The organism is Chlamydia felis Fe/C-56 (assembly GCF_000009945.1).
Classification (GTDB): domain Bacteria; phylum Chlamydiota; class Chlamydiia; order Chlamydiales; family Chlamydiaceae; genus Chlamydia; species Chlamydia felis.
In genome coordinates this window covers 152,750-165,037 of record NC_007899.1, presented here as the reverse complement: position 1 = coordinate 165,037, position 12,288 = coordinate 152,750, and the positions used below count along the sequence as shown (strand labels likewise).

The following is a 12,288-nucleotide window of genomic DNA, read 5'->3' as shown; positions in this document are numbered from 1 at the left end:
AGCGTCATGTCGGGATTTTACGACATTATAAAACCAGAAGCCCAACGCCCTCCCGTATGGTTTTTACGGCAGGTTGGGAGATATATGCCTCAATATAGAGAACTCAAGGGGTCTCAAACATTAAAAGCCTTTTTCCACAATACAGAAGCTATCACAGAAGCGACTCTTTTAGGGCCGAGTTTATTAAAAGTAGATGCTGCTATTTTATTTGCAGATATTCTTTCACTATTAGACGGGTTTGATATCCCTTATGACTTTGCTCCCGGGCCTAAAATATCTTTTTCTCCTCAGGAAGAATTACGCTTCACCAAAGATCCTCAAGATACGTTTTCCTACCTTCTTGAATCTATTAGAAATCTTGTAAAGCGTTTGTCTGTTCCTTTAATTGCTTTTGCCGCTTCTCCCTTCACCATGGCCAGTTATCTTTTAGACGGTGGAGCCTCCAAAGATTTTCCCAAAACCATGGCTTTTCTTTACCAGCATCCTGAGAAATTTGACGCCCTGCTTAACAAATTAATCGAAGGAACAATTATTTATCTTAAGGAACAAATACATGCTGGAGCTTCGGCAATTCAATTATTTGAATCTTCTAGCTTACGTTTACCCTCTGCATTATTTTCTCATTATGTAACGTCTCCGAATGCTCGGCTAATCTCTCAGTTAAAACAACACGTCTCTGCTCCAGTTAGTTTATTTTGTCGTTGTTTTGATGAAAATTGTTTGGATCTCTATGCTACTGGAGCTGATACACTACATCCTGATTACCACGTAAATCTTAATAAGATCTATACAACAGTCCCCTATCCAGGATCTTTACAAGGAAACATCGATCCCGCATTATTCCTACTTCCTCAAGATCGCTTTCTAAGCTATCTTGAAAAGTATCTCTCCTCTTTAAAACATCAACCAAATTACATTTTCAATACAGGACACGGCATTCTTCCTGAAACTCCATTAGAAAACGTTCAAGCTGCGGTACTATGTTTAACGTCAATTTCAACTTCTTAGAAGGTCTTCACCAACCGGCACCGAGATATACAAGCTACCCCACTGCTCTAGAATGGGAAGAGTCCAATGCAGCTCCTGCGTATCACGCTTTTGAACGCCTTCAAGCAGACGATCGTCCCTTATCTCTATATATTCATATTCCCTTCTGTCAGACCATGTGTCTGTACTGTGGATGCTCCGTAGTTATTAACCGTCGCGAAGATATTGTAGAAAACTATATTTCTACGCTTATTAAGGAAATGGAGCTTGTGAACACCCTTTTGGGAGGAAAACGAAAAACATCCCGCATTCATTTTGGAGGGGGGACACCGAGTCGATTATCTAGAAAGCTATTTGAAAAGTTATTTTCCCATATCCATCGTTGTTTTGATCTTTCTGAAGTTGAAGAAATCGCCATTGAATTTGATCCTCGTTCTTTAAGGAACGATAGTGAAAAAGCTGAGTTTATTCAGTCATTAGGATTTAATCGCGTGAGCCTAGGAGTACAGGATACCCAAGCTTCTGTTCAAGAGGCTGTGCGGCGGCGTCAAAGTTATGAAGAGTCTCTACATGCCTATGAAAAATTTCGAGAGCTAGGTTTTGAGAGTATAAACATAGATTTGATTTACGGACTTCCTAAGCAAACAAAGAAAACATTTTCACAAACAATTGTAGATATTTTACAGATGCGTCCCGATCGTTTAGCCTTGTTTTCCTTCGCTTCTGTTCCATGGATAAAACCGCACCAAAAAGCAATGAAAGACAGTGATCTGCCCTCTATGGAGGAAAAATTCGCGATATATTCTCATGCACGACATATGTTAACAAAGTCGGGATATCAGGCTATTGGCTTGGATCATTTTTCCCTACCCGAAGACCCTTTAAGCATCGCTTTTAAAAATAAAACTCTTATTCGCAATTTCCAAGGCTACTCTCTCCCTCCGGAAGAAGATCTTATCGGATTAGGAATGACTTCAACGAGTTTTATTCGTGGGATATATTTACAAAATGCTAAAACTCTTGAATCTTACCATACGAAAATCCTTTCAGGATCTCTAGCCACTATTAAAAGTAAGGTCCTCTCAGAAGATGATAGAATAAGAAAATGGGTGATTCACAAGCTCATGTGTACATTTGTCGTATCCAAAGAAGAGTTTTCTCATCTTTTCGGTTATCATTTCGATGAGTATTTTTCCGACAGTCAAGAGAGACTAGCCGGTATGGCAACGACAGGATTGATTCAAAATAGCTCTTCTTTTCTGACTATAACCCCTTTAGGAGAGCTATTTGTTCGTGTAATTGCCACTGCTTTTGATGCTTATTTCCTAAAAACTGTTGCTTCAAGTCCTAGGTTTTCAAAATCCATATGAAAAAAGCCATTGTCATAGGAGCAGGGATTTCAGGATTATCCACAGCATGGTGGTTACATAGAAAGTTCCCTAGTATCGAACTTATAATCATAGATAAAGCACACCGTCCTGGGGGGCTTATCTATACAGATCTACAAGAAGATTTTCACTTAGATCTCGGTCCCAAAGGTTTTTTAGTGCAGGGTGAGGGAGAGTATACTCTGAAATTGATTCATGATCTAGGATTGAGCGATTTCCTCATAGCTAGTGATAAAACAGCAAAAAAGCGTTTTATACGTTACAAGGGAAAAACCCGCAAAGTCTCCCCATGGACTCTAATAAAAGAAGGCTTGCCCTTTGCAATTATCAAAGATCTCTTTGCCTCTCGATATACGAAAGATAATTCAGTGTATGATTTTCTACAGCGTCATAGCACCACAAATCTTATTCACAACGTGTTAAATCCTATTGTTACGGCCATTCGTGCAGGACGTAGCGATGTACTTTCTGCACATATGGCTTTCCCTACCCTTTCTCAATATGAAGCTACAACAGGATCGATACTACGTGGTTACCTAAAAGATTCTTCGAAGAAAAAAATTAAAAATGCCCCTTATCTTGCTTCGCTGCGTCCAAACTTGGGGATTCTTATTGATACTCTAGTAAAAAAACTTCCAGCAACATGGAAGTTTTCCTCCTCTGTTACAAAGATAGACTGTTTCCCTTCTGAGGTTGTGGTATCAACCATGCAAGACACATTCTCTGGGGACTTAGCCATATACACGGGCCCCGTATCTCTACTTCCCTCTCTCATTGATGTTCCTGGAATACAACACCTAGCGAAGAAAACCTTGTATTGGAATCTTTCCTGCGCAACCTTAGGATGGGATAAAGATAATCCTTCCATTCCTAAAGGTTATGGGATGTTATTGTCTGATGAGCCTCCTTTACTTGGTATTGTCTATAACTCCCGAGTCTTCCCCGAGCATTTTCCTGGGAAAACAGTCTTATCGTTATTATTAGAAAATCGTTGGCATGAAGAAGAGGCCTACGCTTTTTCTTTAGCCGCTATTTCTGAATATCTAGGAATTTCTAAAAAGCCCGATGTGTTTTCATTATTTTCCCCAGAAGAAGGTCTACCTCAACATTGCGTAGGGTTCTTAGAAATGAAAAATCGGATACTCCCTTCGATTCCGCATAATCTAAAAATCGTTGGTCAAAACTTTGCTGGTCCAGGATTAAATAGATGTGTAGCCTCAGCCTACCAAACTATCGCCACTATCTAAAGGCAGAAAACGCTCGCAAAGAGAAAGCGTTGTGGTTATCATCTCTCCGAAATATTCCCTTCGGGAAGACATTTCAAGTAATCTTGTTTCAATATGATCTAGAAGGTGCTGAGCTAACTTATCTTTTTCATTAAGCTGTTCATAAGCACAAGCTAATCCTGAGACCCAACGCATCTCCATAGCTATGCGATTGTTACTTTCTTCAATAAGCATCACCCGCGGGTGATTCTCCGTTTTCCAATCTCCTTTAACTTCTTCGAAAACTTCAACAGCACGCGAGGTATCTCTAAGTGCAAGGTAGGCATCAGCAAGATCTAACTTTAAAGTGTAGTATACATATGTCCAAGCCTTAGCATTTTCTCCTGATAACGTAACTTCTGAAAATTCATCCAGAGCTTTTATAAACCAGCCAACCTTCCTTATCATTGAAGATTCAACATATCCCTGAAGATAGTATACCAAAGATAATAATGAAGAATGAGGGAATAATTCTTGAAAACCAGACAGATGCAGCAATGCGGCTTCATTACCTGAAAGATAGTCACTGATATCATAGGCAAGAAGATACAAACGATCTCCATACAGGCGAAGATCCAGGTTATCACAATAGAGATTAAGATTTTCTCCACCAGATGCAGGACGTATTAATGCCCAGACTAACCTAACAATGGATTGTAAAGAAGAACGCTGCTTAGAGAAGACACTGGGTAGAAAACGGATAGCTTGAGGTTGTTTATAGTATAGAGACGCAAAACAACATTTGGCGATATCTTCCAAAGATGAAGGTGGAGATATTTGCTTGTCATAAGGCACCTCTTTGGATAACTCTCCACGACGAAAAGCCAACCATAGAGTTAACGCTCTACAGTATTCAGGATCTATAGATTGCTCTATGGCTTTTTGTAGATATTCTTGTTCTGCTCTGTCTATTTGTAAATTAATGCAGGAAAAAATAGGGCTATCCGAATGATTCCCACAGCGCTTAATCATATCACAGATAAAATAGTGATAGAGATGATCTAGAGAGACTCTATTGTTACTCCCTAACGATTCGCAAACCTTAACAACATAAGACAAGGAGCCGTGATCTTTTTTTATAAACAATGCATCTATGGATTTTAAAATTTTACGATGTAACAATGAGAAATGAGACTTGGAAGAAATTTCTTCACATAAGGCAGTCTTCTTTTGAAGAGCATAGGAAAGAAATAAGCCCAAACCAGCCTCCTCACGACTCCAACTTTTATAAGCTCTAAGGAAAAAACCTTCAGCTTCGCAATATTTTTTTTCCTGACAAGAAATACATCCTAAATACTCATACACCCGAGCTAAAGTTACCCCCAACCTAGAAGCATGATCTAATATTGATAAGAAAATTTCTCGGGATTTTATGAAATCTTGTTGCTCATAGCTATAGCATCCCAAGAAAAAACTATATTCTGGGAAATACGCATGTTCAGGGATAAATACAGATTCTCCAGCAGCTAGCAACCTCTGCATGGCAGAAAAATTCTTCTCTTGATGATAGATTTCTAATAATGAGAAGTAGCCATAATAAAGTAATGTCGATTGTAAATAGTTGCCGTGATCTATAAGAACTTCTAATTCACGAATGCCTTGTTCTTGATTCCATGGAAGCGTATACAAAGCATGGGCAAGAAGAAGCACATCAACCTCGTGAGCACGATGTACCTTTCCTTGAGAGATCCTCAATACTAATTGATCTATAGATTGCGCATAGTCTTTTTCAGCCTGACAATAGGGCAATAATAAAGATTCACAAGAAGCTCCTGCTTCTCGAGCTTGTTCTATTTTTAAACCCAAGATAATCTTTTTTAAAAAAATCTTTTCCGTATCGCTAACATCAGGATGAGGACTGCAATTCCCCTCTGCAACACTATGAGAAAGCTTCTCGCACAACACTAGAGCTTCATCGTAATTTTTTCTTTCCTTCATTATGAGAATCTCTTGTTTACGATCCTCATAACTACTGTGTAGAGTCATACTATACAGTTGGAGCAGGAGATTATCTTCTAGAGTTTCTCTTCCCCTGCCAATATTATGAAATTGCGTTATTAGCTCTCTTAAAGAAACTCCGTCAGGATTTAACCTCTGCAAAGAAAGACGTATTTCAGACCTAATATGAGGAGGAATTGTCACTACAGATAGCAACTTTCTTACGATATCTTTACTTGCAGATCTATCCTCTTGCTTCATTCTGACCTGGACATACTGTCGCGTTAATAACGCGACAGTTTCCCAATCTCTAGGAGACAATATTGTTTTATCTGAAATTATACGATCAACAAATGCTGAAAAAGCTTCGTCACAAGCGGTTCCCGAATTCAATGCTGTGTGTATATCTGCACAATAATGACCGAAAGGCAATTTCTGAGTTGGAGCCGCACAAACAACCCACATACTCATAATCAAGACCACTTGGGAAACACGCATTAATGCACGGCGGCATACTTTCATGATAGATGTCTCTCTACCGCAGTACTAGCAGGGATTATAGAAAATTCGCAATAGTTCACAAAAACAAACTACAGGTAAACCCAAAGTATAAGAGAAGACACTATTACGAACAAAGAAAGTTCTTTTTGAACAATTGTTATCAATTAAATAACCACGCAACCTCATTTCCCTCCAACAAAACCACCTCATTAATGAAAATCAAATACGTTCTTCTTTTGAAAAAAGCTTTGATCTTACACTGGCTAACACACTAACAAACAAAGAAGTACAAAAAGCTAAAAACTAAAAACGATTCTCTATTTTTCTTTTCTCCAAAAAAATTGTTGCATGAATTTGAACAAACAAACTAATTAAAAATTAAAACGAGTAAAAATAGTTTAAAACAACAACTAGAGGACGCTTTTCATGGCGCTAAAAGATACGGCAAAAAAAATGAAAGATCTGTTGGAAAGTATCCAACATGACTTAGAAAAAGCCGAAAGAGGAAACAAAGCAGCGGCTCAGCGAGTACGTACGGACTCCATCAAACTAGAGAAAGTAGCTAAGCTATACAGAAAAGAATCGATTAAAGCTGAAAAGTCTGGCTTAATGAAACGCAAGCCTGCAGCAAAAGCAAAAAAAAGTGCAGCTCCTAAAAAGGCAGCAAAACCAGCACCTCAGCCTAAGGTAAAAGCTAAAGCTAAACCAAAAGCTAAAGCAGCTCCTAAAGCAAAAGCCCCAGCAAAAAAGACTTCTGCTAAATCAAAAGCTAAAAAAATCTCTAAATCTCGCTCACTAAGAAAATAATTTTTTCCTTGTCTTGGTTTTTTAGAGGGTAATTATATTTTATAACTTGCCCTCTTTTTTCTCTTTCTTTCGAAAAGATTATCCCCAAGAAACAATTCTTTATGATAAAATTCTGCAGTAATTTTTAGCTGCGGAACATCAAATGCTTACCACATTCCGCACGAATAGAATAGTTTCACGTAAAACTTCATTCTAAATTAGAAGCCTTTTATACAGGTACTCCATGCCTACAGTAATGAACTGTAAACATCTAGGCATTTGCGGAGGATGTTCCTCACCCCAGTCTGCCTACGCCGATTCTTTAAAAGCTAAAGAACACATCTTACATGAGCTCTTTTCTCCAATTTTCCCCTCTTCAGATATTCTTCCTGTGATTCCTTGTGATCCGCTCTTACGGGGAAGAAATAAAATGGAGTTCTCTTTTTTCCAAACCAAAGAAGGAGAGAAAAGTCTTGGATTTATCACGCCTACAAAGCCTAAACAGGGTGTTCCAATTACAGACTGTCTCATGATTCATGAACATGCTATGGATATTCTAAATCTCACACGCACTTGGTGGGAAGATCATCCTGAACTTACAGCCTATTACCCGCCTTTCAATAAAGGTTCTCTTTGCACCTTAACTGTACGTATTGGCAGTCCTGAACGGACGCTCATGGTCATTCTAACTACGTCCGCAAGGGAAGAATATGCTGTCGACAAAGAGATTATTGAAGAGTGGATGAATTCGCTTATTCACTCTGCTCTCCCCATAGTCTCTATTGTGTGGGAAGAAAAGGTCAGCGCAATAAATTCCCCAACCCATTTCCGATCCCACCTACTTTATGGGGAACCATTTATTAAGCAGACATTAACTTTACCTAAGGATGGAAATTCAGGGGTATTTCATGTACGACCTAGGAGTTTCTTCCAACCCCAGAGTCTTCAAGGAGCAAAAATTATAGAAATTGCCAAAGAGTTTATGGACCCTCAGGGATGCGAAACACTACTTGATCTCTATTGTGGAGCCGGAACTATAGGTATTATGCTCTCTACTTATGTAAAAAAGGTCATAGGAGTGGAAATTGTTCCCGATGCTGTAGAGTCTGCAAAAGAAAATATCTTAATAAATAAAAAAGAACATCTCATGGAAGTACATCTAGAAGATGTAAAAAACTTTTGTAGACGACATCAAGACTGTCCTCCTCCCGATGTTGTTGTTATTGATCCTCCCCGTTGTGGAATGCAAAACAAAGTTCTTAAATATCTCCTGAGAATTTCCCCAAAAAAAATTATTTATATTTCGTGCAATCCAAAAATACAATTTAAAGAATGTTGTAGTTTACTTTCTGCGGGTTACCGCATAAAAAAAGTACAACCTTTAGATCAATTTCCTCATTCTCCGCACTTAGAAAATATTATTTTGTTAGAAAGAAAAGAGGACCTCTAGGAAAAGCGTTGAACGTACGATTCCTATTGTGTTAACCTTTCTCTGAAGTAACCGAAGTAAAGGTGGTTTAATGTTCTCTCGTTTATTCCCGTGTTTTTTATTTCTTATGAGCACATCAACTCTGCTAGCAGATGAAGACGGCTCTCAAGTAAAAAGTACTTTTGCTCAACCTGCAGTAATGCTAGGCATTGCTATTTTGTTCTTCTATTTCATTTTATGGCGTCCCGAACAAAAACGTAGAAAAGCTATGGAAAAACGCAAAAATGAACTTGCGAAAGGCGATAAAGTTACTGCTATGGGAATCTTAGGGACTATTGACGAAATCCGAGAACATACTGTAGTTCTTAATATTGCCTCTGGAAAAATTGAGATACTAAAAGCAGCTATTTCTGAGATTTTAAAGCCGGATGGGACTAAGGCATAAACTTTAAGATCTAGACATTTACTTTCTGCGATATTAGAGAGATCTACATTGATTTTTTATAAGCCAAGTTATAACTTGACACCATAAGCTATTCACGAAGTCGAGGATTTTTAGGATCATGACTTGGCTTTCAGGCCTATATTTCATCAGCATTGCTAGTTTAGTATTTTGTGTTATAGGTTTGATACTTTCTGGGGTTATTCTTATTTCCCGAAAACTCCTAGTAAAAATTCATCCTTGCAAGCTAAAAATTAACAACGACGACTCTCTTACAAAAACAGTCGACAGCGGTCATTCACTACTATCTTCTCTGCTAGACTCTGGTATTCCCATCCCGTCTCCATGTGGGGGAAAGGCCACATGCAAACAGTGCAAGGTAAAAATAGTAAAAGGCGCAGATCAGCCTCTAGAGACAGATCGTGCGACTTTTTCTAAGAGGCAGCTAGAACAAGGCTGGCGTCTTTCCTGCCAAACAAAAGTTCAGCACGATATGAATCTGGAAATCGAAGAGCGTTATCTCAATGCTTCTTCTTGGGAAGGTACGGTCGTTTCCAATGATAATGTCGCAACATTTATCAAAGAGCTTGTTGTTTCTGTGAGTCCAGAACATCCCATCCCCTTTAAACCCGGGGGATATCTACAAATTAGCGTTCCTGCGTATAAGACCAATACTTCTGATTGGAAGCAAACTATGGCTCCTGAATATCATAGTGATTGGGAGCGTTTTAATTTATTTAATCAAATTATAGATAATAGTCTTCTAGAGTCAGGTTCTGCAAACAAAGCATATTCTCTAGCATCGTATCCTGCAGAACTTCCTGTGATTAAATTCAATATCCGTATTGCTACGCCTCCATTTATTAATAATGCTCCCTCCCCAAATATCCCTTGGGGAGTCTGTTCCTCCTATATTTTTTCACTAAAGCCTGGAGATAAGATTACCGTTTCTGGTCCTTACGGTGAATCTTTTATGAAAGAAAATAACCGCCCTCTAATTTTCTTAATTGGTGGAGCGGGATCTTCATTTGGTAGAAGTCATATTTTAGATCTCTTATTAGACAAGCACTCCACAAGAGATATCACCCTGTGGTATGGAGCGCGCTCTTTAAAAGAAAATATCTATCAAGAGGAATACGAGAAATTAGAAAAGGATTTTCCTAATTTCCACTACCATTTAGTGCTATCAGAGCCCTTAGCTGAAGATATTGCCTCAGGTTGGGATAAGAATGATCCTGAGAAAACAAATTTTCTATTCCGAGCTTTTGAGCTTGGTCAGCTAAGTAAACTAAGTAATCCCGAAGACTATTTATATTATGTATGCGGTCCGCCACTCCATAACAGTAGTATTCTAAAATTACTCGATAACTACGGTGTTGAGCGTTCTTCCATAATCCTCGATGATTTCGGAAACTAGCCTTTAGATCACGATTATGTTCGATGATTAGATCTCAACATTCGAATTAACGCCATGATATATATTATCATGGCGAGAAAACTAAACACCATATGTACGACTTGACTAATTGCATAAGCTCGACCATTAGTGAAGCCCTCCAAAAAAGTCACATTCCCACTTGGAATAATCGGAGTTGTTACATTAGTCGTAGCGTTATGTCGACATGACTCTGAAAGTTCTAAACCGGCAAAAGTTGCCATTCCTCCTAAACAGCTCAAGAAAATACCAAACACCGCAGTGTTTACAATGCCAATAACCCGATAATAATTATTAAGGTTCGCACGCCCAACCACTATTCTTCCTTCTCTATTTTCTTGTTGAGATCGTTCATTCTCCTCTCTAGTATTTCTAAACCACCTCAAATAGCGTGTGTATAAGGCATCTCGATGCCTAGGGAGAACGTATTCCAATACATCCCTACCAAGAATAGTCCAGCCAAAGAAAGTAATTATACTATATAAAGCCACTGTACATTGTGTAGCCGTAGAACGTGATGCCATACGGATATTATTTACCAAATCAAAGATATTCATAATAGGAGCCAGAGTGTGATAGCACAAGGCCACCATACGAATATTTCTATACCTCTCTCTTCTAGATCGGGGATTTGTTAGCATTAAGAAGCATCTACTCAAACCATCTATGCCAAAAAATACAATGCTCACAGCCAATAAAGAAGCGTTCACAGTTGTATCCACTATAGGAAAAATCCAAAGAATAGAAACTGCATCCGAAATTCTAAGAATATTGGTAACGACTTCTCCAAACCCGTCAAGAAAGTCCTCTGGAGGTAACGCATTTTCCTCAACTTGTATGGTTGTTTCAGGCATATTGAGTAAAGTTTGTATTCTAGTAAATACATTTGGACTTGTGCTGCGAGCTATAGTTACTCCCTGTAAGCTATGACCAATAATACCAAAATGCTCTTCTTGATTATCTACATCTGCCTCAAGTAAAGGAGATTCGATAATTTCATTATCCTCAGAGATATTTTGAGCAACAGAATTAATTCCTGCTATTTGCATAAAGGTTGTTACAATAGCATTATTAAAAGCAGGATCATAGAAATTAACCCAGAACACCCCTAAGCTTCCCGAAGAATAGGGTAATGTTGTTACTTCCGATCTAGCAAACCCTTCGGAATCTAAACAAGAAAATAAATCTCCAGCCACACGATAAAAAAACGATCTTGGATGGTTAGGGTATCGCGATGGACAAATCCCTACTAAAACAATATTGTTGGCGTATCTAGTATGACGAATAGCCTCTTGAACAGGATCTGCTCCATTTCCAAAAAAATAATGAATAAAAGTACTTCCTGGAGCATGTTGAGTAAAAAAACTCTCCCAAACCTCTAAAATTGCTTCGCAAGTATGCGACATCTCCTCTTGAGAGTTTCTGCAAAAAAAAGAAGAAGATCTCCATTCTCCATCATTATAGATACCTATAACCTCTCTTCCTCCGAGCAATAGACTAAGATGTATGGTTTCATTTTGAGCACCATAATATCCAGAGTGGCTTCCGTTCGTATATCCGACCCCTATAAGGGGTGTTAGAAGAGGAGTTAATGAAGGACTGGCACAATTAGCTTCAAAAATAGGAACAGTATTTCTACCCGGAGAACTAGTCCTCCCAAGAACAAACATGTTCACAATATCTTCATTCCCACGTGTTTCCAATGCTGAAGCGGTACTAGCTAAAGATAAGGTTAGCGGTCTGTCTTCTAGATTAGAGTCTGTTGTAGTTTGTGAGCCTTCAGAAAAGTTCTCTTGAGATATGTCTTGATTTTCTTCTAAGAAAGGGTCTGAAGCAGATTCTGTATGTCTATTCGAATTTGGAGTTTGTATAGGGAAGGGCATAACATCAACTGGTGTTCTTGCATGTTTATCTCATGGGTAAATAGTTAAAAACACCCGATGAAATCTGAACAACAATCAATAAAATCTCCGCAAAATAGGGTTAGAACATTATTGATGTTGGAACTCATTAATGAAGGATGCGGAAAAAAGAAAAGATTTTAATACCTTTCCTTTTAAACAACTTGAGAAAAAAATACATCTTTGCACCTAAAATTTTTTGCTAAGTGAAAAGAT

Annotated in this window: 9 protein-coding genes; 7 read left to right on the top strand and 2 right to left on the bottom strand. The window is 38.4% G+C overall.

Translation table 11 applies throughout. From position 1 onward, the window contains the following. The first annotated feature begins 6 nt into the window (after positions 1-6). From hemE to CF_RS00705, 3 genes are read left to right on the top strand one after another with little or no spacing between them, the layout of a single operon-like run. Positions 7-1,008: a uroporphyrinogen decarboxylase gene (gene hemE, locus CF_RS00715; RefSeq protein ID WP_011457695.1), complete on the top strand. Its 1,002-nt coding sequence runs from the start codon at positions 7-9 to the stop codon at positions 1,006-1,008. Then, entirely contained in the window at positions 981-2,357 is a 1,377-nt protein-coding gene (gene hemN, locus CF_RS00710; RefSeq protein ID WP_011457694.1) for an oxygen-independent coproporphyrinogen III oxidase, read from the top strand. Before hemE ends, hemN begins: the two co-directional genes overlap by 28 nt. Continuing rightward, positions 2,354-3,622, top strand: coding sequence for a protoporphyrinogen oxidase (locus CF_RS00705; protein WP_011457693.1), 1,269 nt, complete (start codon positions 2,354-2,356; stop codon positions 3,620-3,622). The genes hemN and CF_RS00705 overlap by 4 nt, the downstream gene beginning before the upstream one ends. On the opposite strand, the gene CF_RS00700 is transcribed toward CF_RS00705, so the two are convergent. Continuing rightward, positions 3,593-6,100, bottom strand: a complete 2,508-nt coding sequence (locus CF_RS00700; protein WP_011457692.1) for a hypothetical protein — start codon at positions 6,098-6,100, stop codon at positions 3,593-3,595. The two genes, CF_RS00705 and CF_RS00700, sit on opposite strands and share 30 nt — an antisense overlap. Positions 6,101-6,505: 405 nt before the next feature. Between CF_RS00700 and CF_RS00695 the strand changes: the two genes are divergently transcribed. The 4 genes from CF_RS00695 (at position 6,506) to nqrF (ending at position 10,153) form a co-directional block, all read left to right on the top strand. After that, the gene (locus CF_RS00695) at positions 6,506-6,886 is read left to right on the top strand and encodes a histone (RefSeq protein ID WP_011457690.1); all 381 of its coding nucleotides are present in this window, start codon (positions 6,506-6,508) and stop codon (positions 6,884-6,886) included. Between the two features lie 223 nt (positions 6,887-7,109). Further along, positions 7,110-8,315, top strand: coding sequence for a 23S rRNA (uracil(1939)-C(5))-methyltransferase RlmD (gene rlmD, locus CF_RS00690; protein ID WP_011457689.1), 1,206 nt, complete (start codon positions 7,110-7,112; stop codon positions 8,313-8,315). 70 nt (positions 8,316-8,385) lie between these two features. Then, positions 8,386-8,739, top strand: a complete 354-nt coding sequence (gene yajC, locus CF_RS00685) for a preprotein translocase subunit YajC (protein ID WP_011457688.1) — start codon at positions 8,386-8,388, stop codon at positions 8,737-8,739. Positions 8,740-8,857: 118 nt separating this feature from the next. Beyond that, complete coding sequence (nqrF, locus tag CF_RS00680) at positions 8,858-10,153, top strand: NADH:ubiquinone reductase (Na(+)-transporting) subunit F (protein WP_011457687.1); 1,296 nt, start codon at positions 8,858-8,860, stop codon at positions 10,151-10,153. 14 nt (positions 10,154-10,167) lie between these two features. Here nqrF and CF_RS00675 read toward each other — a convergent pair whose 3' ends face one another. Continuing rightward, entirely contained in the window at positions 10,168-12,054 is a 1,887-nt protein-coding gene (locus CF_RS00675; RefSeq protein WP_011457686.1) for a DUF687 domain-containing protein, read from the bottom strand. Between the last annotated feature and the right edge of the window lie 234 nt (positions 12,055-12,288).